At 72.8% G+C, this 22167-nt stretch carries 21 protein-coding genes; 9 read left to right on the forward strand and 12 right to left on the reverse strand.

Annotation, left to right across the window (positions count from 1 at the left end; genetic code table 11):
* Window positions 1-81: 81 nt before the first annotated feature.
* The 3 genes from ACFY8W_RS18820 to pdhA are packed head-to-tail and all read right to left on the reverse strand — an operon-like array spanning window position 82 to window position 3628.
* A complete protein-coding gene (locus ACFY8W_RS18820; protein ID WP_391106209.1) occupies window positions 82-1437 on the reverse strand; it encodes a 2-oxo acid dehydrogenase subunit E2 in 1356 nt (451 codons plus the stop codon).
* The gene (locus ACFY8W_RS18825; RefSeq protein WP_391106211.1) at window positions 1437-2468 is read right to left on the reverse strand and encodes a transketolase C-terminal domain-containing protein; all 1032 of its coding nucleotides are present in this window, start codon (window positions 2466-2468) and stop codon (window positions 1437-1439) included. Before ACFY8W_RS18825 ends, ACFY8W_RS18820 begins: the two co-directional genes overlap by 1 nt.
* Window positions 2465-3628: a pyruvate dehydrogenase (acetyl-transferring) E1 component subunit alpha gene (pdhA, locus tag ACFY8W_RS18830; protein WP_391106213.1), complete on the reverse strand. Its 1164-nt coding sequence runs from the start codon at window positions 3626-3628 to the stop codon at window positions 2465-2467. The genes ACFY8W_RS18825 and pdhA overlap by 4 nt, the downstream gene beginning before the upstream one ends.
* A gap of 178 nt (window positions 3629-3806) precedes the next feature.
* Between pdhA and ACFY8W_RS18835 the strand changes: the two genes are divergently transcribed.
* Window positions 3807-4445, forward strand: coding sequence for a winged helix-turn-helix transcriptional regulator (locus ACFY8W_RS18835; protein ID WP_391106215.1), 639 nt, complete (start codon window positions 3807-3809; stop codon window positions 4443-4445).
* 63 nt (window positions 4446-4508) lie between these two features.
* Here ACFY8W_RS18835 and ACFY8W_RS18840 read toward each other — a convergent pair whose 3' ends face one another.
* Together ACFY8W_RS18840 and ACFY8W_RS18845 are read right to left on the reverse strand one after the other, a co-directional pair.
* Complete coding sequence (locus ACFY8W_RS18840; protein ID WP_391106216.1) at window positions 4509-5102, reverse strand: TetR family transcriptional regulator; 594 nt, start codon at window positions 5100-5102, stop codon at window positions 4509-4511.
* Window positions 5099-6559, reverse strand: a complete 1461-nt coding sequence (locus tag ACFY8W_RS18845) for a 3-hydroxyacyl-CoA dehydrogenase (RefSeq protein ID WP_391106868.1) — start codon at window positions 6557-6559, stop codon at window positions 5099-5101. The genes ACFY8W_RS18840 and ACFY8W_RS18845 overlap by 4 nt, the downstream gene beginning before the upstream one ends.
* A gap of 241 nt (window positions 6560-6800) precedes the next feature.
* Here ACFY8W_RS18845 and paaN point away from each other — a divergent pair, with 241 nt between their 5' ends.
* Entirely contained in the window at window positions 6801-8498 is a 1698-nt protein-coding gene (gene paaN / locus ACFY8W_RS18850) for a phenylacetic acid degradation protein PaaN (RefSeq protein ID WP_391106218.1), read from the forward strand.
* A 225-nt stretch (window positions 8499-8723) separates the two neighbouring features.
* Here paaN and ACFY8W_RS18855 read toward each other — a convergent pair whose 3' ends face one another.
* The 3 genes from ACFY8W_RS18855 to ACFY8W_RS18865 are packed head-to-tail and all read right to left on the reverse strand — an operon-like array spanning window position 8724 to window position 11511.
* Window positions 8724-9392 (reverse strand): TrmH family RNA methyltransferase, encoded by a 669-nt coding sequence (locus tag ACFY8W_RS18855; protein WP_391106220.1) that lies wholly within the window; start codon window positions 9390-9392, stop codon window positions 8724-8726.
* Window positions 9389-10702: an HTTM domain-containing protein gene (locus ACFY8W_RS18860; protein ID WP_391106222.1), complete on the reverse strand. Its 1314-nt coding sequence runs from the start codon at window positions 10700-10702 to the stop codon at window positions 9389-9391. The genes ACFY8W_RS18855 and ACFY8W_RS18860 overlap by 4 nt, the downstream gene beginning before the upstream one ends.
* The gene (locus ACFY8W_RS18865; RefSeq protein ID WP_391106224.1) at window positions 10699-11511 is read right to left on the reverse strand and encodes a DUF5819 family protein; all 813 of its coding nucleotides are present in this window, start codon (window positions 11509-11511) and stop codon (window positions 10699-10701) included. The genes ACFY8W_RS18860 and ACFY8W_RS18865 overlap by 4 nt, the downstream gene beginning before the upstream one ends.
* A gap of 351 nt (window positions 11512-11862) precedes the next feature.
* On the opposite strand from ACFY8W_RS18865, the gene paaA reads away from it, so the two are divergent.
* From paaA to ACFY8W_RS18895, 6 genes are all read left to right on the forward strand, one after another.
* Window positions 11863-12903, forward strand: coding sequence for a 1,2-phenylacetyl-CoA epoxidase subunit PaaA (gene paaA / locus ACFY8W_RS18870; RefSeq protein ID WP_391106226.1), 1041 nt, complete (start codon window positions 11863-11865; stop codon window positions 12901-12903).
* Window positions 12900-13187 carry a 1,2-phenylacetyl-CoA epoxidase subunit PaaB gene (paaB, locus tag ACFY8W_RS18875; protein WP_128977085.1) on the forward strand — a complete coding sequence of 96 codons (288 nt, stop codon included), beginning with the start codon at window positions 12900-12902 and terminating at the stop codon, window positions 13185-13187. The genes paaA and paaB overlap by 4 nt, the downstream gene beginning before the upstream one ends.
* A complete protein-coding gene (gene paaC, locus ACFY8W_RS18880) occupies window positions 13184-13924 on the forward strand; it encodes a 1,2-phenylacetyl-CoA epoxidase subunit PaaC (protein WP_391106228.1) in 741 nt (246 codons plus the stop codon). The genes paaB and paaC overlap by 4 nt, the downstream gene beginning before the upstream one ends.
* Window positions 13918-14433 (forward strand): 1,2-phenylacetyl-CoA epoxidase subunit PaaD, encoded by a 516-nt coding sequence (gene paaD, locus ACFY8W_RS18885; RefSeq protein WP_391106230.1) that lies wholly within the window; start codon window positions 13918-13920, stop codon window positions 14431-14433. The genes paaC and paaD overlap by 7 nt, the downstream gene beginning before the upstream one ends.
* A complete protein-coding gene (locus tag ACFY8W_RS18890; protein WP_391106232.1) occupies window positions 14434-15531 on the forward strand; it encodes a 2Fe-2S iron-sulfur cluster-binding protein in 1098 nt (365 codons plus the stop codon).
* 137 nt (window positions 15532-15668) lie between these two features.
* On the forward strand, window positions 15669-16802 hold the full coding sequence (locus tag ACFY8W_RS18895; RefSeq protein ID WP_391106234.1) for an acyl-CoA dehydrogenase family protein: 1134 nt from the start codon (window positions 15669-15671) through the stop codon (window positions 16800-16802).
* Window positions 16803-16821: 19 nt separating this feature from the next.
* On the opposite strand, the gene ACFY8W_RS18900 is transcribed toward ACFY8W_RS18895, so the two are convergent.
* From ACFY8W_RS18900 to ACFY8W_RS18915, 4 genes are all read right to left on the reverse strand, one after another.
* Window positions 16822-17166: a rhodanese-like domain-containing protein gene (locus tag ACFY8W_RS18900; protein WP_391106236.1), complete on the reverse strand. Its 345-nt coding sequence runs from the start codon at window positions 17164-17166 to the stop codon at window positions 16822-16824.
* A gap of 71 nt (window positions 17167-17237) precedes the next feature.
* A complete protein-coding gene (locus ACFY8W_RS18905) occupies window positions 17238-18050 on the reverse strand; it encodes a hypothetical protein (RefSeq protein ID WP_391106238.1) in 813 nt (270 codons plus the stop codon).
* Window positions 18051-18656: 606 nt separating this feature from the next.
* Window positions 18657-20105 carry a DUF2252 family protein gene (locus ACFY8W_RS18910; RefSeq protein WP_391106240.1) on the reverse strand — a complete coding sequence of 483 codons (1449 nt, stop codon included), beginning with the start codon at window positions 20103-20105 and terminating at the stop codon, window positions 18657-18659.
* Between the two features lie 212 nt (window positions 20106-20317).
* Window positions 20318-21454 (reverse strand): hypothetical protein, encoded by a 1137-nt coding sequence (locus ACFY8W_RS18915; RefSeq protein ID WP_391106242.1) that lies wholly within the window; start codon window positions 21452-21454, stop codon window positions 20318-20320.
* Between the two features lie 91 nt (window positions 21455-21545).
* Here ACFY8W_RS18915 and ACFY8W_RS18920 point away from each other — a divergent pair, with 91 nt between their 5' ends.
* Window positions 21546-22025, forward strand: a complete 480-nt coding sequence (locus tag ACFY8W_RS18920) for a MarR family transcriptional regulator (protein ID WP_391106244.1) — start codon at window positions 21546-21548, stop codon at window positions 22023-22025.
* Window positions 22026-22167: the final 142 nt, after the last annotated feature.

The following is a 22167-nucleotide window of genomic DNA, read 5'->3' on the forward strand; positions in this document are numbered from 1 at the left end:
CCGGACAGGGCCGCCGGGTACCGCCGGGGCCCCGTGCCCCGGCCGGTGTCCTTCCCGGCGGAGTCGTACGTCGTGAACCGGTCAGAGCGTGCGGAGCAGCACCGCCGGGTTCTCGACGCAGTCGGCGACGTAGCGGAGGAAGCCACCGGCCGTCCCGCCGTCGCACACCCGGTGGTCGAAGGTGAGCGAGAGCTGCACCACCTGACGCACCGCCAGCTCACCGCCGTGCACCCAGGGCTTGGGCACGATCCGGCCGACACCGAGCATGGCCGCCTCGGGGTGGTTGATGATCGGCGTGGAGCCGTCGACCCCGAACACCCCGTAATTGTTCAGGGTGAACGTGCCGCCGGTCAGGTCCGCCGGGGTCAGCGTGCCCTGCCGCGCGGACTCGGTGAGCCGGGCGAACTCGGCGGTCAGCGACTCGGCGGTGCGCCCGCCGGCGTCCCGGACCACGGGCACGACCAGACCGCGCGGGGTCTGGGCCGCGAAACCGAGGTGCACGCCGGGCAGCCGGACGATCTCCCGCGCGGCCGTGTCGACGGTGGAGTTGAGCTCGGGGAAGCGGGCCAGGGCGTGGGTGCATATCCGGGCAAACAGCGCGAGCACGGAGATCTTCGGGCCGCCCGCCGCGTTCATCGCCGCCCGCGCGGCCATGAGTTCGGTCGCGTCGGCGTCGACCCAGCAGGTCGCGTCGGGGATCTCGGTGCGGCTGCGCGACAGCTTGTCGGCGACGGCACCGCGCACGCCCCGCAGCGGCACGCGCTCGCCCACGGCGGCGGAGGCGGCCACGGCGGACGGCGCCGGGGCCGGGGCCGGGGTGGAGACCGTCGCGGCCTGCTCGCGGACGGCGAGCGCCGTCTCCACGTCGGCCCGCAGGATCAGGCCCTCGGGGCCGGAGCCGCGGACCTGCCGCAGGTCGAGTCCGCCGTCGCGGGCGAGCTTGCGCACGAGCGGCGAGATGACGGGCACGGGCCCCGCGGGGGCCTCGGCCTGCACGAGGGCGGCGGGCGCGGGGGCCGGAGCCGCCGCGGGCGTCTCGTGCCGCACCCGGCGGCGCCGGGCGGCGGGTCCGGCGGTGCCGTAGCCGACGAGGACGTTGCCCGAGTACTCGGAGGACTCGGCGTCCTTGGCTGCCGCGGCCTGCGGAGCCTTCGTGGCCTCGGGGGCCGGCGATGCGCCGTCGTCCGGCGCACCGCCGACGGCGACCGTCAGCAGCGGCGCGCCGACGGGAAGTTCCGTGCCCTCCTCGCCGAAGCGGGCGGTGACGACACCTCCGTACGGGCAGGGCACCTCCACCATCGCCTTGGCCGTCTCGACCTCGACGACCGGCTGGTCGATGGCGACGACGTCGCCGACGGCGACGAGCCAGCGCACGATCTCGGCCTCGGTGAGGCCCTCACCGAGGTCGGGCAGCTTGAATTCGAGCACCTGGGCCATCAGCGCCCCGCCTCCCACTGGAGGCGGGCGACCGCGTCGAGGACCCGGTCGACGCCCGGCAGGTGGTGCCGCTCCAGCATCGGCGGCGGGTACGGGATGTCGAAGCCCGCGACGCGCAGCACCGGCGCCTCCAGGTGGTGGAAGCAGCGCTCGGTGACCCGGGCGGCGATCTCGCCGCCGGGGCCGCCGAATCCGGCGGACTCGTGCACGACGACGGCCCGGCCGGTGCGGCGCACGGACGCGCAGACGGTCTCGTCGTCGAAGGGCACGAGCGAGCGCAGGTCGACGACCTCCAGGTCCCAGCCCTCGGCCGTGGCCGCCTCGGCGGCCTCCAGACAGACCGGCAGGGAGGGGCCGTAGGTGATGAGGGTGGCGCTGGTGCCGCGGCGGCGCACGACCGCCTTGCCGATCGGCTCGACGGCCGTCGGCGCCTCGGGCGACCAGTCGGACTTCGACCAGTAGAGCCGCTTGGGCTCCAGGAAGACGACCGGGTCGTCGGAGGCGATGGCGGCCCGCAGCAGCCCGTAGGCGTCCTCGACGGTCGCCGGGGTGACGACGTGGAGGCCCGGCGTCGCCATGTAGTACGCCTCGGAGGAGTCGCTGTGGTGCTCGACGCCGCCGATCCCGCCGCCGTACGGCACACGGACCACGATCGGCATCGGCATCGTGCCGCGGGTGCGGTTGCGCATCCGCGAGACGTGGCTGATGAGCTGCTCGAACGCCGGGTAGGCGAAGGCGTCGAACTGCATCTCGACGACCGGCCGCAGCCCGTACATCGCCATGCCGACGGCCGCGCCGAGGATGCCCGCCTCGGCCAGCGGCGTGTCGGTGCAGCGGTCCTCGCCGAACTCCTTGGCGAGGCCGTCGGTCACGCGGAAGACGCCGCCGAGCGTGCCGACGTCCTCTCCCATGACGTGGACGGTGGGGTCCTCGGCCATCGCGTCGCGCATGGCCCGCTGGAGCGCCTGCGCCATGGTGGCGGGCTTGGCCGCCGCCTTGGCGGCCGGCCGGGCAGTCGCGTGGGTGGTCATCCCGCCTCGCTCTCGGCGTCGAGCTCCGCCCGCAGCTGCGCCGCCTGCTCGCGCAGCTGCGCGGTCTTCTCGGCGTAGACGTGGGCGAACAGATCCATGGGGTCGAGCACGGGGTCGGCGTTCATCGCATCGCGGAGCCGCGCAGCCATCGTCTCGGCCTCGTCGGCCGCCGCGCGGCGGCCGTCCTCGTCGAGCAGTCCGCGCTCGGTGAGCTCCCGCTCCATGAGGAGGATCGGGTCGTGCGCCCGCCAGGTCTCGACCTCGCTGTCGCCGCGGTAGCGGGTGGCGTCGTCGGCGTTGGTGTGGGCGTCGATCCGGTAGGTGACGGCCTCGATCAGGGTGGGCCCGCCGCCGCGCCGGGCGCGGGCGACGGCCTCGGTGAGCACCTGGTGGACGGCGATGGCGTCGTTCCCGTCGACGAGCCGGCCGGGCATCCCGTATCCGACGGCCTTGTGGGCCAGGGACGGGGCGGCGGTCTGCTTGGCGAGCGGCACGGAGATCGCGAAGCCGTTGTTCTGCACCAGGAAGACCACGGGGGCCTGCCAGACGGCGGCGAAGTTCAGCGCCTCGTGGAAGTCGCCCTCGCTGGTGCCGCCGTCGCCGACCATGGCGAGCGCGACCACGTCGTCGCCCTTGAGGCGGGCGGCGTGGGCGAGGCCCACCGCGTGCGGCAGCTGGGTGGCGAGCGGGGTGCTGAGCGGCGCTATGCGGTGCTCGTGCGGGTCGTAGCCGGTGTGCCAGTCGCCGCGCAGCAGGGTGAGGGCCTGGACCGGGTCGAGGCCCCGGGCGACGGCTGCGAGGGTGTCGCGGTACGAGGGGAAGAGCCAGTCCCGCTCCTCAAGGGCCAGCGCCGCGGCGACCTCACAGGCCTCCTGACCGGTCGTGGAGGGGTAGACGGCGAGCCGGCCCTGCTTGGTGAGCGCCGTCGCCTGCGCGTTGTACCGACGGCCGCGGACGAGCTCCCGGTAGAGGCGGCGCAGCAGCTCGGGGTCCGCGTCGGCCACCGCGTCCGTGCCGAGCACGCGCAGCGGCTCGGCCTCCGGCAGCAGCGGGGCGGGGTCGGTGCGCGGCCGCCAGGCCGGGGGCGGGGTGGGCCGGTAGGCGCTCGCGGCGCCGGGGGGCTCTTGGACTGTCGAACTGCGCTGTTGCAACGAGTCCACCTCCTCGTGGGAGCGGGCATAAGACCCGAAGGCGGGTGGCGCGGAATGTGGCGCGCCTCACCTACCGATTGTTCGGTCGTGGAGGCATTTTGGCTACAGGCACCTCCAGCCTGTGGACAAACGGTTCTCCACAGCCTGGGATGGGTGCAGGTCGTCCACGAGAGAGAGGCGGGGGGACATGGCGGATGAACAAATGGCCGACGTCGACGAGCACACGGACGACGCGCCCCTGAACGCGCCCCCCGGCGCCGCCCCCGCGGCCGGGACGGCGCCCGTCCCGGCGGGGCCGTGGGGGAGCCCGTCGGGCCCGTCGGCGGGAGCGCCGACCGGCCCTGCCATGGTCTCCCCGATGCCGCCGGCCCGCCCGCTGGACGCCGTCGACCGCGACATCCTGCGGCTGCTCCAGGCCGACGGCCGGGCCTCTGTCCGTTCCGTGGCCGAGCGGGTCCACGTCTCCCGCGCCAACGCGTACGCGCGGATCAACCGGCTCATCGACGACGGGGTGATCCGCGGCTTCGGCGCCCGGGTGAACCACGAGCGGGCGGGGCACGGCGCCTCCGCCTACATCACGCTCAAGATCGTCCAGAACTCGTGGCGCACCGTGCGCGAACAGCTCCAGGCCCTGCCGGGCGCCGCGCACATCGCCCTGGTCAGCGGAGACTTCGACGTCCTGCTGCTGGTGCACACCCCGGACAACCGGACGCTGCGCGAGCTGGTGCTGACCCGGCTCCAGTCCATCCCCGAGGTGCTGTCGACGCGCACCCTGCTGGTCTTCGAGGAGACCGACCTGGACCCGTACCCGGAACGCGGCGACTGAGCGGAAAGGCGTCGCGCCCGCCCGGGAAGGTCCCCGGACGGGCGCGACGCACTCCAGCTGCGCTCAGTGGGCCGTGCGCAGCCCGTCGAAGGCGAGGTGGACGACCGTGTCCACCAGCTGCTCCCGCTCCGCCACGGAGGCGTGGTGCGGCCGGTACCACTCGACCAGCGAGTTGATCATGCCGAAGAGCAGCCGGGTCGCGAGCCGGATGTCCAGGTCGGCCCGCAGGTCGCCGTCGGCGGCGGCCGCCTTCAGGAGCTCCGCCACCCGGTGGTCGAACTCGCGGCGCCGCTCCATCGCCCACCGCTCGGTCGAGGTGTTGCCCCGCACCCGCAGCAGCAGCGTCACGTACGGCAGCTCGGCGATCAGCACCTCCACCGTGCGCCGGGTGACATACTCGACCCGCTCGACGGCCCGCCCGCGGTTCGCGGCCGGCTCGTCGAGGATGGCGAACAGCCCGTCGAGCGCACGGCTGACGGCCCGCCGCAGCAGCTCCTCCTTGCCCGCCACGTGGTGGTAGATCGACGACTTGGAGATGCCCGCCGCCTTGGAGAGGTGCTCCATGGACGTGCCGTCGTAGCCACGCTCGTTGAAGACCTGCACGGCGACCGAGAGCAGCGTCTCGGGGGTGTACGTGTCGCGTCGCGCGGTGGTCATCTCGCCTCCTCCGCTTCCTCGGCGTACGCCCGGCGCACGAGGCCGAGGCTCGGCGCGTACCGGCCCGTCGGGTACCGCTCGTGCAGCGCGTACAGCAGTGCCGCCGCGCGCCGGTGGCCGACCCGGGCGGCCCACTCCAGCGGACCGGCCGGGTAGTTGACCCCGAGGCGCATCGCGGTGTCCACGTCCTCGGCGGTGGCGACGCCCCGCTCGACCGCGTCGGCCGCCAGGTCCGCGAGCATCGCGACCGTACGGGCCACGATCATCCCGGGCACGTCGCCGATCACCGACACCTGCTTGCCGATCGCCTGGAAGAGGCCCACGGCCTCGGCGAGACCCTCCGGGGAGACGTCCTCCCGGGCGGACAGGACGATCCTGCCCGCCTTCTCGTAGTCGAGCGCGAGGTCGAAGTAGACGATGTCCTCCTGGTGGTACTCGAAGGAGGTCTCGCCGTCCGCGAGGCTGAGCTTCGCGCCCGACGGCAGGTCCACGAACCCGTCGCCCTTCTTGCGCCGGACGGCGACGCCCGCCTGTTCGAAGAGGTCCACCAAAGGCTGCGCGGGACCGAGGTCACCGCGCACCGTGATCCGCGCGGGCGCCTTCTCCGGCGCCGCGGTGTGCGGCTCGGGGCGCTCCGCGCCGTCCGCGTACGGGAACCAGCCGTGCCCCGACTTGCGGCCGAGCCGCCCCGACTCGACGAGCCTGCGCTGCGCGAGCGAGGGCGTGAACTTGGGGTCCTGGTAGAAGGACTCCCAGACCGACCGCGTCACGGCCTCGTTGACGTCCTGCCCGATCAGGTCGGTCAGCTCGAACGGGCCCATCTTGAAGCCGCCGGACTCGCGCAGGGCCGCGTCGATCGTGGCCGGGTCGGCGGCGCCCTCCTCGAAGACGCGCAGCGCCTCCGCGTAGAAGGGGCGGGCGACGCGGTTCACGATGAAGCCCGGGGTGTCGGTGCAGCGCACCGGCGTCTTGCCCCAGCGCTTCGCCGTCTCGTACGCGCGCGTGGCGACGGCCGGGTCGGTGGCGAATCCGCTGACGACCTCGACCAGCGGCAGCAGCGGCGCCGGGTTGAAGAAGTGCAGGCCGACGAAGCGACCGGGCAGCCGCAGCCCTCCCGCGATCGCGGTGACGGAGAGCGAGGACGTGTTGGTGGCGAGCACGGCGTCCGCGCTGACGACGTCCTCGAGATCGGCGAAGAGCCGCTGCTTGACCTGCAGCTGTTCGACGATCGCCTCGACGACGAAGGCGGCGTCGGCGAGCTCGGCGAGGCCGTCCGCCGGGTGCAGCCGGGCCACGGCCGCGTCCCGCTCGTCCTTGTCCAGCCGGCCCTTCTCGACCAGCCGGTCCAGACGGCCCGCGACGGCGGCGACGGCCTCCGCGGCCCTGCCGGGGGCGCTGTCGTAGAGGCGTACGGGATGCCCGGCGACCAGGGCGACCTGGGCGATCCCCTGCCCCATGGTGCCGGTGCCGACGACGGCGACCGTGCTGCCCGGCCCGATGCCCTGCCCGATGGGCCCGGATCCGTCGGCCGACAGCTCGTCGCTCCCCGGGCGGACGTTCGCGTTGGCGGTCATAGGAGTGATCCTCCCCGATGGGTTTTCCACAGGATCGCCGGACCCCCTTGTCCCGACCGATCGTTCGGTTACTCTAACTCCGTACGCGTCTCCCTGCCCAGCTCGACGAGGAGTTGGTCCACCCATGGCCACCGCTCAGCTGACCACCGACCGTCTGGCCGAGAAGCACCGGTCCACACTCGATCAGGCGCTCTCCACCATCCGCACCCGCGCCTACTGGTCCCCGTACCCGGAGCACCCGAAGGCCTACGGGGAGAACGGCTCGCTGGACGCAGCCGCGGGCCTCGCCGCCTACCAGGACCTGCTCGGCAAGCGCTTCGAGCTCGACCAGCCCGGCACGGACGGCTGGACCGACGGCGAGACCTCGCCCTACGGCCCGGCCCTCGGCATCGAGTACCCGCACGCCGACATCGACGTGCTGCTCCCCGCGATGCGCGCGGGCATGGCCGCCTGGCGTGAAGCCGGCCCCGAGACCCGCGCCCTGGTGTGCCTGGAGATCCTCGGCCGGATCTCCGCCCGCACCCACGAGTTCGCCCACGCCGTCATGCACACCAGCGGCCAGGCCTTCATGATGGCGTTCCAGGCCGGCGGCCCCCACGCCCAGGACCGCGGCCTGGAGGCCGTCGCGTACGCCTACGAGGAGCAGACCCGCACCCCGGCCGGCCGCGCCGCCTGGTCGAAGCCCCAGGGCAAGCGCGACCCGCTGGAACTCAGCAAGGAGTTCACGCCGGTGGCGCGCGGCATCGCGCTCATGATCGGCTGCAACACGTTCCCGACCTGGAACGGCTACCCGGGCCTGTTCGCCTCCCTGGCCACCGGCAACCCGGTCCTGGTCAAGCCGCACCCGCGCGCGGTCCTCCCGCTGGCCCTGACCGTCCAGGTCGCCCGCGAGGTCCTCGCCGAGTCCGGCTTCGACCCCAACCTGGTCGCGCTGGCCGCCGAGCGGCCGGGCGAGGGCATCGCCAAGACCCTCGCGGTCCGCCCCGAGATCAAGATCATCGACTACACCGGCTCGACCGCCTTCGGCGACTGGCTGGAGGCCAACGCCCGCCAGGCCCAGGTCTACACGGAGAAGGCCGGCGTGAACACGGTCGTCGTCGACTCCACCGACGACTACAAGGGCATGCTCGGCAACCTGGCCTTCTCGCTGTCCCTCTACAGCGGCCAGATGTGCACCACCCCGCAGAACCTGCTGATCCCCCGCGACGGCATCAGCACCGACCAGGGCCCGAAGACGTACGACGAGGTCGTCGCCGACCTCGCCGGCGCCGTCAGCGGCCTGCTCGGCGACGACGCCCGGGCGAACGCGCTGCTCGGCGCCCTCGTCAACCCGGACGTCAAGGCCCGTCTGGAGGCCGCCGCGGGCCTGGGCGAGGTGGCGCTGGCCTCCCGCGAGGTGACGAACCCGGACTTCCCGGACGCCGTCGTCCGCACCCCGGTCATCGTCAAGCTCGACGGCTCCAAGCCGGACGCCGAGGCCGCCTACTTCTCGGAGTGCTTCGGCCCCGTCTCCTTCGCCGTCTCGGTCGACTCCACGACCGACGCCCTGGAGCTCCTGCGCCGCACGATCCGCGAGAAGGGCGCGATGACGGTCGGCGCGTACACCACCTCGCAGGACACGGAGCGCGCGGTCGAGGAGGTCTGCCTGGAGGAGTCCGCCCAGCTCTCCCTGAACCTCACCGGCGGTGTCTACGTCAACCAGACGGCAGCCTTCTCCGACTTCCACGGTTCCGGCGGCAACCCCGCCGCCAACGCGGCCCTGTGCGACGGCGCGTTCGTCTCCAACCGCTTCCGCGTGGTGGAAGTCCGCCGCCAGTCCTGACCAGGACATCGGACTGACCCGGCCCCGCCCTCTCCGCTGAGGGGGCGGGGCCGTGGGCGTGATTCGGCTGGCGTAGGCCGTGGGCCGTGGGCCAGGCGGCGTGGGCCAGGAGGCTCAGCCCTCATGGACCGTCAGCGTGCCAGGCAGGGCAGGGCCGGGTGCGGTGCGGGATCAGAGGTGCCGTGAGGCGATCAACCGTCCGGCCCACCCGCACCACCAGGAGCATCACGCGATGTCCGCGTACCTCTGCACCCACGCATGCATCGCGACCGCCGCCGCCGCACCCGCGTTGATCGACCGCGTCGAGCCGAACTGCGCGATCGAGCAGACCATCGCCGCGTGCTCGCGGGCCTCCTCCGTGAGGCCCGGCCCCTCCTGCCCGAACAGCAGCACGCACCGGCGCGGAAGCACCGTCCGCTCCAGCGGCACCGCGCCCGGCAGGTTGTCGATGCCGATGATCGGCAGGTCCTCCTGCGCCGCCCACGCGGTCAGCGACGCCGTGTCCGGGTGGTGCCGCACGTGCTGGTAACGGTCCGTGACCATGGCCCCGCGCCGGTTCCAGCGCCGCCGCCCGACGATGTGGATCTCCTTCGCCAGGAAGGCGTTGGCCGTCCGTACCACCGAGCCGATGTTGAAGTCGTGACCCCAGTTCTCCACCGCCACGTGGAAGTCGTGGCGCCGGGCGTCGAGGTCCGCGACGATCGCCTCGCGCGTCCAGTACCGGTAGCGGTCGACGACGTTGCGCCGGTCGCCGCCGGCCAGCAGCTCAGGGTCGTAGCGTTCGCCGTCCGGCCACGGCTCCGGGTGCGGCCCGACGCCGATCTCGGGGCCGTACCCCTCGTCGTACTGGACCGGCTCGGTCGACTCGACCGGCTGTTCTTCGGTGGTGCTCACCCGACGAGGGTACGGGGGCTCGCCCCGTCACCCGAACGGCTCTGCTCGGACGCCCGGGCCTCGTCGCCCCGCGCCCGCCCGAGGCCGGCGCCGAGCACCCGGTCCCGACCCCGCGCCGCCCGCGCGCCCAGCCACACCAGGAACGCCGTCGGGAGGAAGACGGCGTCCGCCGCGATCATCGCCATCGAGAAGAACGGCAGCCCGAGCAGCAGCGCGATTCCGGCGTGCTCCAGCATCATCGCCGCGAGCAGCACGTTCTTGACCTTGCGGTTGAACAGCGTGAAGGGGAAGGCGACCTGCACGATCACCGTGCCATAGGTCAGCAGCAGCACCATCACACCGCTCGATCCCAGCAGGTCGGAGAGGGCCGGCCAGGGGGAGAAGTAGTCGAGCTTGAGCGGGAAGTAGAGCGCCGTACCGTCCTGCCAGCGCGAGCCCTGCACCTTGTACCAGCCGGCCGTGGCGTAGATCAGGCACACCTCCGCCATGATCACGGCGAGGGTGGTGTTGTGCGCGAGGTTGGCGAGGACGTCCAGCAGGGTGCGCGGCTCGCCGGGGGCGTACCGGCACACCAGCCACCACAGCCCGTGCCCCAGCCACAGCACCCAGAACAGCACCAGCAGCCACCACTCACCGGTGACGCCGGAGAAGTAGGTGGCGGCGAGCAGGAAACCGCCGAGCACCGTCCACAGCACCGGTCCGGCGAGTCCGCCGTCGTCACGGCCGCGGGCGCGGGCGGCACGCCGGGCGTCGAGCGACCAGACCTGCGCGCAGCGGGTGAGGACGAGGTAGATCGCCATGAGGTGGACGACGTTGTCGCCGCCGTCGCCCATGAAGATGGACCGGTTCTGCAGGGACAGCACGCCGGCCATGAAGACCACCGAGACGGCCCGGGTGTGCCAGCCGAGGAGGAGCAGGACGGCGGAGAGCACGGCGAGGCCGTAGACGACCTCGAACCACAGCCGCCCGTCCGACCACATCAGCACGGTGAAGGAACGGTTGTCCGCGATCAGCTGCCGGCCCATCTCCCAGGACCACGGGCCGTCCGGCCCGTACAGCTCCAGCCGGTGCGGCCACTCGCGCAGCAGGAAGAGCAGCCAGGTGAAGGAGAAGCCGATCCGAACGATCGCGGACTGGTAGGGGCCGAGGGCGTTCGCCGTGACCTTCTGGACCGCGGCGGCCAGCCGCCGGTCGAAGGGAACGCGAGACGGCGCGACAGACCGCGCGGCACCGCCGGCTCCGGCTCCGGAGCCGACTCCGGCTCCAGCTCCAGCTCCAGCTCCAGCTCCAGCTCCAGGGTTGTGGCTCATCGGGCTGCCTCCGTCCTGGCCTGGGCGGCGTCGGTGCCGTCGGTGCTGCTGCCGGCGGCCGCGCCGGGCCGGTCGGGCGCGGTGATGCGCCACCACGAGTACGTACGGAAGGACTGCGCGGTGTCGATCTTCTCGGTGCTCCAGGCGGGAGCCGGCACGGGCCGGGTGGCGGAACGCAGCTGGATCTTCTCGACGGTGCCGCCGAGCGCCCGCTCGTCGAGGCGCAGCATGACGATCCGCCGCATGTACTGCTCCGAGAGCTTGCCGCGCAGCCCGTTGGGGCGCTGGTCGTCGGTGTGGGAGTTGAGGTAGAAGTCCCAGGCCCGGCGCAGCTCGTTCTGCTGGACATGGCTGGGCAGGAGGTTGCCGCGGATCTGCGCGACGTCCTGCCCGGAGAGGTCGATCCAGTCGGTGGTCGTACGGGTCCCGTCCGGGCGGGCGACCTCGGCACGGACCTGGACGGCGATGTTCTGCTGGAGCGGGTTGGGGGCGAAGAGCTTCCAGTTCTGCTCGAACTCGGGGTAGACCCAGTCGTCGACCGCCTCGCCGTGCCGCTTGGTCAGCGTGTTCGAGGGCGCGACGTGCAGGAAGACCATCGCGAGGTGGACGCAGGCGAGAACGGTGACGACGGCGAGCGCGACGGCCGCGACGACCTGGTACGGCATGGAGAGCGCCCCGATCCCGCCCCCGGCCGCGCCACCTCCACCGGAACCCCCGCTGGCACCGACGCCGACGCCGGCGAAACCGTCCTCGGTCGCGGACTCGGCCCCGGGCTCGGACTCCGCTTCGCACTCGGCCCTGTCAGCCACACCGGCCCCGGCCCCGCCAAGGTCCCCGGCCCCGTCGATGACCCGCCCGGTCTCTGACGGCCCGGTCTCTGACGGCCCGGCCTCGGACGGGCCGGCCTCGGACGGGCCGGCCTCGGACGGGCCGGCCTCCGGCAGAACGGCGCCGTGCCGACCGGCGCCGTTCCGACCGGTCCCGGCCACCCGTTCGGGCGAACCGCCCGGACCGGGTGCGACCCCGCCCCCGTCGTCGTACGAGTCCATCGCGCCCCGCTCCCGCTCGGCCTCAGCAGTTATCCACAGGGTTGACACCATACGGGCCGCCGAACGACCATTGAAGTCATTCAACCGAACGATCGGTCGGTAGGGGTGCCCATGACCACAGGTACGGCAGAGACGACAGCGACAGAGGGGACGGCGGCGAGCCTGGCCGCCCTCGAAGCGGTGTTCGACGCCGCCGTGGCCGCCGACGAGCGCATCGAGCCCCGCGACTGGATGCCCGACGCCTATCGGGCCGGCCTCGTCCGCCAGATCGCCCAGCACGCGCACTCCGAGATCATCGGCATGCAGCCCGAGGCCAACTGGATCACCCGCGCGCCCTCCCTGCGGCGCAAGGCGATCCTCATGGCCAAGGTCCAGGACGAGGCCGGCCACGGCCTGTACCTGTACAGCGCGGCCGAGACCCTCGGCACCAGCCGCGACGAGCTCCTCGACAAGCTCCACTCCGGCCGCCAGAAGTACTCGTCGATCTTCAACTACCCGACGCTGACCTGGGCCGACGTCGGCGCCATCGGCTGGCTCGTGGACGGCGCCGCGATCACCAACCAGGTCCCGCTCTGCCGCTGCTCCTACGGGCCGTACGCGCGCGCGATGGTCCGGGTCTGCAAGGAGGAGTCCTTCCACCAGCGCCAGGGTTACGAGGCGCTGCTCGCCCTCTCCCGCGGCACCGAGGCGCAGCACGCGATGGCCCAGGACGCGGTCGACCGCTGGTGGTGGCCGTCGCTGATGATGTTCGGCCCGCCGGACGACGAGTCGACCCACTCCGCGCAGGCGATGGCGTGGAAGATCAAGCGGCACTCCAACGACGAACTGCGCCAGCGTTTCGTCGACATCGCGGCCCCGCAGGCCGAGAGCCTCGGCCTCACGCTCCCCGACCCCGACCTGAAGTGGAACGAGGAGCGCGGGCACTACGACTTCGGCCCCATCGACTGGGACGAGTTCTGGAACGTCCTCAAGGGCAACGGCCCCTGCAACGAGCAGCGGCTGAGCAAGCGCCGCCAGGCGCACGAGGACGGCGCCTGGGTCAGGGACGCCGCCGCGGCCTACGCGGCGAAGCACGACGACAAGCACGGCAAGCACGACACGCACAGCCGGCAGGACGAGCAGCAGCACACGCACGGGGAGGCACGCGCATGACCACCGACGGATGGCCGCTGTGGGAGGTGTTCGTGCGCTCGCGCCGCGGACTGTCCCACACCCACGCCGGCAGCCTGCACGCGCCCGACGCCGAGATGGCCCTGCGCAACGCACGCGACCTCTACACCCGCCGCATGGAGGGCGTCTCGATCTGGGTCGTCCCCTCCACCGCGATCACCGCCTCCTCGCCCGACGAGAAGGACCCCTTCTTCGAGCCCTCCGCCGACAAGCCCTACCGGCACCCCACCTTCTACGAGATCCCGGACGGGGTGAAGCACCTGTGACCGGCCGGACCAGCACCAGCGACACCACCACACTCCCCGCCGCCACGCTCGCCCTCGGCGACGACGCCCTCGTCCTCGCCCAGCGCCTGGGGGAGTGGGCGGGCGGCGCACCCGTCCTCGAAGAAGAGGTCGCCCTCGCCAACATCGCGCTCGACCTCCTCGGCCAGGCACGCGTCCTGCTCTCCCTCGTCGGCGACGAGGACGAGCTGGCGTACCTCCGCGAAGAGCGCGCCTTCCGCAACTGCCAGCTCGTCGAACAGCCCAACGGCGACTTCGCCCACACCATCGCCAGGCAGCTGTACTTCTCCACCTACCAGCACCTGCTGTACGGGCAGCTGGCCGCAGGCGACAGCCCCCTCGCCGGACTCGCCGCCAAGGCCGTCAAGGAAGTCGCCTACCACCAGGACCACGCCGAACACTGGACCCTGCGCCTCGGCGACGGCACCGAAGAGAGCCACCGGCGCATGCAGACCGCCTGCGACGCCCTGTGGCGCTACACCGGCGAACTGTTCCAGCCGCTCGAAGGCCTCGACCTCGACATCGAGGCCATGGACCGCGCCTGGCTCGACTCCGTCACCGCCGTCCTCGGCAAGGCCACGCTCACCGTCCCCGCCGGACCCCGCACCGGCGCCTGGTCCGCCGGCGCCGGCCGCCAGGGACTCCACACCGAGTCCTTCGGCCGCATGCTCGCCGAGATGCAGCACCTGCACCGCAGCCACCCGGGGGCGTCATGGTGACCGGCTCACCGACCACGGCCCCCACCCCGCTCGAGGAAGAGCTGGCCCGGATCGCCGGCGCCGTCCTCGACCCCGAGCTGCCCGTCCTCACCCTCGCCGAACTCGGCGTGCTGCGCGGCGTCCACGTCCACGGCCCCGGCCGCGTCGAGGTCGAACTCACCCCGACCTACACCGGCTGCCCGGCCGTCGAGGCCATGTCGTCCGACATCGAGCACGCCCTCCACGAGCACGGCGTGCCCGAGGTCTCCGTCGTCACCGTCCTCAGCCCCGCCTGGTCCACCGACGACATCAGCGAGGAAGGCCGCCGCAAGCTCGCCGAGTTCGGCATCGCCCCGCCCCGCCCGCAGGGCCCGGCCGGCGGACCGATACCGCTCACCCTGGCGATCCGCTGCCCCCACTGCGGATCAACCGACACCGAACTCCTCAGCCGCTTCTCCTCCACCGCGTGCAAGGCACTGCGCCGCTGCGCCGCCTGCCGCGAACCGTTCGACCACTTCAAGGAGTTGTAGATGCCGTCGACGCCGTCCTCGACCGCCGGACGGGCCGGGTTCCACCCGCTCCGCGTGAGCGAGGTCGAGCAGCTCACCGACGACTCCGTGGCCGTCACCTTCGCAGTCCCGCCCGAGCTCCGCGAGACCTACCGCCACACCCCCGGCCAGCACCTCGCCCTGCGCCGCACCGGCCCCGGCGGCGAGGAGATCCGCCGCACGTACTCGATCTGCACCCCGGCCGCCGCCGAAGGCGAGACGCCCGTCCTTCGCGTCGGCATCCGCCTCGTCGAGGGCGGCGACTTCTCCACGTACGCCCTCAAGGAGCTCGCCGTCGGCGACACCGTCGAGGTCATGGAACCCATGGGGCGCTTCGTCCTCGACCCGCGCCCCGGACACTTCGCGGCCGTCGTCGGCGGCAGCGGCATCACCCCGGTCCTGTCGATGGCCGCGACGCTGCTCGCCCGCGAACCCGAGGCACGGTTCTGCCTGGTCCGCAGCGACCGCACCGCGTCGTCCACGATGTTCCTCGACGACGTCGCCGACCTCAAGGACCGCTACCCCGACCGTTTCCAGCTGGTCACCGTCCTCTCCCGCGAGGAACAGCAGGCCGGACTCCCCTCCGGACGGCTCGACGAGGAACGGCTCAAGGCCCTGCTGCCCGCCCTGCTGCCCGTCGGCGACATCGACGGCTGGTTCCTGTGCGGCCCCTTCGGCCTGGTGCAGAACACCGAGCGCACCCTGCGCGACCTCGGCGTCCCGCGCACCCGCATCCACCAGGAGATCTTCCACGTCGACGACGGCTCCGCGCCCGCCCCGGCACCCGCGGCTGACGCACCCGCCCACGCCACGCTGACCGCCACCCTGCACGGCCGGTCCGGCAACTGGCCGGTCCAGCAGGGCGAGACGCTCCTCGACACCGTGCTCCGCGCCCGGGCGGACGCCCCGTACGCCTGCAAGGGCGGCGTGTGCGGCACCTGCCGCGCGTTCCTCGTCTCCGGCGACGTGCGGATGGACCGCAACTTCGCCCTGGAGCCCGAGGAGACCGACGCCGGCTACGTCCTGGCCTGCCAGTCCCACCCCGCCACCCCGGAGGTCGAGCTCGACTTCGACCGCTGACCCGGCACGACCGGACATGGGCGGGCACGCCCGGGCACGCCCCGGAGCGGGGCCCGCCCATTCCCTTCCGCTAGAACCTGTTCTATCTTGACGATCCGTCAGATCCCAGCGGGGGCAAGGCCGAAAGGGACAGGACCGTGGACTTCACCTTCACCGAAGAACAGCAAGCGGCCGTCGAAACGGCCAAGGCCGTCTTCGCCGACGTCCCACCCGACGCCGTACCCAGCCCCGCCCTCACCCCCGGCGCCGTCGCCGACGACCTCGACCGCGCCCTCTGGACCCGCCTCGCCGACACCGACCTCCTCGGCCTCGTCCTCGACCCCAACCACGGCGGCGCCGGACTCGACCCCATCGCCCTCTGCCTCGTCCTCCGCGAATCCGCCCGCGCCCTCGCCCGCATCCCCCTCCTCGAAACCAGCGCGGTCGCCCTCACCCTCCAGCGCTACGGCCCCACCGACACCGCGGCCACACTGCTCCCCCGCGTCACCCGCGGCGAACACGTCCTCACCGCCGCCGCCCACGGCCGCACCGGCCACGACCCGGCACCCCTCGCCGTCACCGCCCGACGCGACCACAACGGCTGGACCCTCGACGGCCACACCAGCGCCGTCCCCTGGGCCCACCAGGCCGACCACATCGCCGTACCCGCCCACACCCCCGACGGACACACCGTCCTCGCCCTGCTGCCCCGCACCAGCACCGGCCTCACCCTCACCGACCAGTACGGCACCCACGGCGAACGCCTCGCCGAACTCCACCTCGACGACGTCCACCTCGACACCACCGACGTCATCGACACCGAAGGCGCCTGGGAATGGCTCCACGGCCTCCTCACCACCGGAACCTGCGCCCTCGCCCTCGGCCTCGGCGAACAAGTCCTCACCATGACCAGCCAGTACACCGGCAAACGCGAACAGTTCGGCCACCCCGTGGCCACCTTCCAGGCCGTAGCCGTCCAAGCCGCCGACCGCTACATCGACCTCCGCGCCATGGAAGTCACCCTCTGGCAAGCCGCCTGGCGCCTCACCACCGACGCCGCCGGCCCCCTCCCCGCAGCCGCAGACATCGCCGTCGCCAAGATCTGGGCATCAGAAGGCGTACGCCGCGTCGTCCAGACCGCCCAACACCTCCACGGCGGCTTCGGCGCCGACACCGACTACCCGCTCCACCGCTACCACGCCTGGGCCAAGCACCTCGAACTCGCCCTCGGCCCCGCCGCACAACACGAAGAGGAACTCGGCGACCTGCTCGCCACCCACTCCCTCAACTGAACCGCGGCACGCACGCGCACTACAGCACGTACGCGGGGCTCCCGTCGTCCGTCACCATCGGGCGCCCCGCACCATCCCACGCGAGCATGCCGCCGTCGACGTTCACCGCGTCGATCCCCTGCTGCACCAGATACTGCGTGACCTGCGCCGAACGGCCACCCACCCGGCACATCACGAAAGCCCGCCGCCCATCGGCCACGGCCTCCGTCACCTCACCGAACCGCGCCACGAAATCACTCATCGGAACGTGCAGCGCACCCTCCACATGACCGGCCGCCCACTCGTCTTTCTCACGGACGTCCAGCACCAGGGCATCCGCCGGCACGGAAGCCACGTCAACCGTCGGCAGCGGGGCGAAATTCATGAACGTGGCCTTCTCTTCCGAAACTCCGCGCCCCCACGGGCGCACCTCACTCGAAACCTACTGCACCAGACCTACCGCACCAGCGCCGCGAGCTCCGCCTCACGCTCCGCGACCTGCGCCAGCAGCTGCTCCGCGATCTCCTCCAGCAGACGATCCGGATCATCCGGCGCCATCCGCAGCATCGCGCCGATCGCACTCTCCTCCAGATCCCGCGCCACCAGCGACAGCATCTCCTTGCGCCGCGCCAGCCACTCCAGCCGCGCGTACAGCTCCTCCGCCTCGCTCAGCCGCACCTCCGGCACCGGGCCGGCCGCCCACTCCTCCGACAGCTCCCGCAGCAGCGCCTCGTCACCCCGCGCATACGCCGCGTTCACGCGCGTGATGAACTCCTCACGCCGCTTCCGCTCGTCCTCGTCCCGCGCCAGATCCGGATGCGCCTGCCGCGCCAGATCCCGGTACAGCTTGCGGACCTCGTCCGACGGCCGAACCCGCTTCGGCGGCTGCACCGGCCGGTCCGTCAGCATCGCCGCCGCCTCCGCGGAAAGCCCGTCGGAGTCCACCCACTCGTGGAACAGCTCCTCCACCCCGGGCATCGGCATGACCGCCGCACGCGCCTCCTGCGCACGCCGCACATCCTCCGGATCCCCGGTACGCGCCGCCCGCGCCTCCGCGATCTGCGCGTCCAGCTCGTCGAGACGCGCGTACATCGGACCGAGCTTCTGGTGGTGCAGCCGGGAGAAGTTCTCCACCTCGACCCGGAAGGTCTCCACCGCGATCTCGAACTCGATCAGCGCCTGCTCGGCCACGCGCACCGCCTGGTCGAGCCGCGCCTCCGGCCGCTCGCCCGCCGACCCACCGGCCGACTCCTCGGACCCGCCAGCCACGCCCTGGTCCCCGCTCACGTCCACGCCCGTCCACGTCCTCGTTCCGGCTCGTCCTACCCAGCCTACGGTCCTGCCCACGTCCGGGGCGGGGGGCTCCCCCTCCCCTCCCCCCTCCCTCCCCTCCCCGCTGTGAAGCTCAGTCCTGGACGCCGCAGGCGGGACGCGGCACGTCGTAGGCCACCGCCCGGCCCTGCACCGCCCGCCGGGCCCGGCGCCGCGCACCCATCCCTGCCCCGCCCGCCAGGCCCTGCACAACAGGCCAGGCCCAACACTGTCCGCCCAGTACCACCGGCCAGGCCCAGTACCGCCGGCCAGGCCCTGCACGATCCGCCAGGCCCAGCTCGTCCCGGCCAGGCCCAGCACGTCCCGGCCAGGCCCTGCACCATCCGCCAGGCCCAGCACCGTCCCGGCCAGGCCCTGCACCATCCGCCAGGCGCTGCACCGTCCCACCAGGCCCTGCGCCGCGCGCCAGGCCGAAGGCCGCGCGTCAGGCCATGGCCGCGCTTCAGGCTCAAGGCTGCGTGCCGACTCCGCGTGCCGGCCGCAGGGCCGTGCACCCCGAGCCCGGGATGCGGGGCCGTGCGCCCCGAGCGTGCGGTGCTGCGCTCAGACGCCCGGTTCGGCGGCTATGCGGCCGGTGCGGATGGCCGCGACGAGGTCGGCGTGGTCCGCGGTGGTGCGGTCGGCGTAGGCGACGGCGAAGGAGGCGACGGCCTCGTCGAGCTCCTCGTTCTTGCCGCAGTAGCCGGCGATCAGCCGCGGGTCGGCGCTGTGCGCGTGGGCGCGGGCGAGCAGGGCTCCGGTCATGCGGCCGTAGTCGTCGAACTGGTCGGCGGTGAGGGCTGCGGGGTCGACGCTGCCCTTGCGGTTGCGGAACTGGCGTACCTGGAACGGTCGTCCCTCGACCGTGGTCCAGCCGAGCAGGATGTCGCTGACGACCTGCATCCGCTTCTGCCCCAGGACCACGCGACGCCCCTCGTGCCCGGTGTCGGGCAGGGGGAAGCCGACGGCCGGAAGGTACGGAAGCAGCGCCGAGGGGCGTGCTTCCTTGACCTGGAGGACCAGCGGCTCGCCCCGGTGGTCGAGCAGCAGCACCACGTACGACCGGGTGCCGACGCTGCCGGTGCCGACGACGCGGAAGGCCACGTCGTGTATCGCGTAGCGGGCGAGCAGCGGCAGCCGGTCCTCGGAGACGGTCGCCAGGTAGGGGCCGAGGGCGGCGGCGACGGCCGCGGCCTCCGCGTCTCCGACGCGGCGCAGTACCGGAGGCGCGTCGACGAAGCGTCGGCCGCCGCCCTCCGTCTCGGGCACGCTCTCCGTGGAGCGGGCCGCGAAGCGGGCGCTGGTGTTGTTGCGGGCCTTGGCGGAGACGCGTTCGAGGGTGCCTATGAGGTCGCGGGCGTCGGTGTGGGAGACGAGTTCCTCGTCGGCGATGGCGTTCCAGGCGTCGAGGGCGGGGAGCCGGGCGAGCAGGCGCATGGTGCGCCGGTAGGCGCCGACGGTGTCGAAGGCGGCGGCCCGGCAGGTGTCCTCGTCGGCGCCGGCTTCGCGTCCGGCGAGGACGAGGGAGGTGGCGAGCCGCTTGAGGTCCCATTCCCAGGGGCCGACGACGGTCTCGTCGAAGTCGTTGAGGTCGATGACGAGCCGGCCTCGGGCGTCGCCGTAGAGGCCGAAGTTGGCGGCGTGGGCGTCGCCGCAGAGTTGGGCGGCGATGCCGGTGACGGGGGAGCCGGCGAGGTCGTGGGCCATGAGTCCGGCGGAGCCGCGGAGGAAGGCGAAGGGGCTCGCGGACATCCGGCCGACGCGTATGGGCGTGAGTTCCGGTACGCGGCCCAGGTTGGAGTCCTCGACGGCGCGGACTGCGTCGGGCCTGTCGGGCGCGGGGGTGAGCGTGGCGTGGGCGGTGCGGGGGAGCCGGTCGCGCAGTTCCCTGCCCCGCTGCTTGGCTGTGGTCACGGCTCCGTCGGTGGCGCGACGGATGAATCCGGGGACGTAGGGGACGCGGGCGGTAGGCGTGTCCGCTGTGTGGTCGCGTGGTCCTGGTACCGCTGTCATGGTGTCGTCCATCGGACGCCCTCCCCCGTCTGTTCCGTGCGCGCCGCTCCGTGTGGCGTCGTGGCGTGCCTGTGCCGTGTCGTGCCTGCTGGCAACATCAACTTCCGTCGACTGGGCATGACGGTACCGCCGGGGCCACGGGGCCGTCGCCCCCTGTGGACAACGACCTGTGGACAACTCGGCGCCGCGTGTCTCGCGGCCTTCCGGAGCGGTCAGACGCCGACGGCTTCTTCCATCTCCTCCTCGGCGGCGGTCTCCCCGTGGGTCTGCGCGGCGGCCGGTGCCGGGGCTGAGGCCGGGGTCGTGGTCGAGGCCGTGTCCGGAGCCTGGGCCGGAGCGTCGGCCGGTGAAGCGGTCGTCCGGCGGCGGGCTTCGGTGAGGCCGGCGGTGACGGTCAGCGCGACGCCCGCGAGGAACCAGAGGGTCAGGACGAGGACGTTGCCGCCAAGGGAGTGGCCGTCGAAGTAGACGTGGCCGCGGACGCCTTCGACGAATCCGGCGCCGTTCCAGAAGGCGTGCAGCGAGCCGAAGAACCCGGGCTGGAGTTCGGGCCGGTAGATGCCGCCGGAGCTGGTGAAGTTCAGCATCACGAAGAGCACCATCACGCCGAGGGTGGTCCAGCGCTTGAGGTAGGTGTGAAGTCCGACGCCGATGAGCAGGACGCCGGCGCTGTACAGCCAGGACAGGGCCCAGACGCCGCCGAGGCCGTGGTCGACGAGGTGGAAGAGGGGTCCGGCGAAGACGGCGCCGACGAGGCTGACGACGAGGGACATGCCCGCGGCGAGCAGGGCCCTGATGCGCATGGGCAGGACGGCTCCGGCGCCGCCGATGACGGCGACGGAGGCGTAGGAGCCGATGCTGAGGGCGACGAGGAGGAAGAAGATGCCCTGGCCGGTGGGGTCGCCGGAGGCGACGGGGGCGACGTCGGTGACCTTGAGGGGCTCGCCCTGGGTGGCGGCGACCTTGGTGAAGACCTTCTCGACGGCCATGGCGCTGGTGTCGGAGGAGGCGGAGGCGACGAGCAGTTCGGGGCCGTGGCCGGCGGTGCCGGGGACGTAGGCGCCGAAGCTGGAGCGCTCGCGCAGGGCGGTGGTGGCGGTCGCGCGGTCGGGGACGGTACGGACGTCGAGGGCGCCTGCGCCCCTGTCCTGGAGGGTCTGCGCGAGGACCTGGGTCCGAGGTCCGGAGCCGACGATGTCGACGTGCAGGTCATGGGGTTGGGGGGCGTGGAAGGCGCCGAGGTAGGCGAGGCCCATGCCGATGCACATCAGCAGAGGGGTGAGCAGATGCCCGAGGACGTGGCGCAGTGCTCCCTTGGTGGTCGGTCCTGCGGACACCGGAACCTCCATGGTTGGCTTTTACAACTAAAGAACCGTTGTACTATACAACTGAAAGGGCGGGCCCGACCAGCGGGCCACCCGCGGCACCAGGGAGCGCACCATGAGCGACGGCGCGCGGGAGACGTCCCTCGACACGATCCAGCGCGAGCTGACGGCCTTCGCCCGTCGGGCGCGGGCCGCGGCGGCGCGGCTCCACCCGGAACTGCCGCTGGTCTCGTACACGCTCCTGGCCCACATCGACGACCGGAAGGGCTGCCGGGCCACGGACCTCGCGGCCCACTACCTGCTGGACAAGTCGACGGTCAGCCGCCAGATCGCGGCCCTGGAGAAGATGGGGCTGGTCGAGCGGCGCCCCGACCCCGACGACCACCGCGTTCAGGTGCTGCACCCCACCGAGGCGGGCACCCGGCTGCTCTCCTCGACGCAGGCCAGCCGGCTCGCCGCGTACGAGGAGCGCCTCAAGGACTGGTCGGCCGAGGACCTGGCCGCCTTCGCGGCGTTCCTCCTCCGCTACAACGCCGCCGGCGACGCGGGCCTCCCCACGCCGGTCGGGGATTCCTGGCCCACGCCCAAGCCGTAACCCCGTCCCCGGACCAGACGTCGGCACCACGCGCCGTCGGCTCCTGCGCCGGTTCCGAGCACCGGAGCAAGAGCAGGAGCGGGAGCGGGAGCGGGAGCAGGAGCCGGCACCAGAGCTTGAGCCTGGGCCGAACCAGCCGGCG

This window comes from Streptomyces sp. NPDC012637, from assembly GCF_042954805.1.
Taxonomy (GTDB): Bacteria; Actinomycetota; Actinomycetes; order Streptomycetales; family Streptomycetaceae; genus Streptomyces.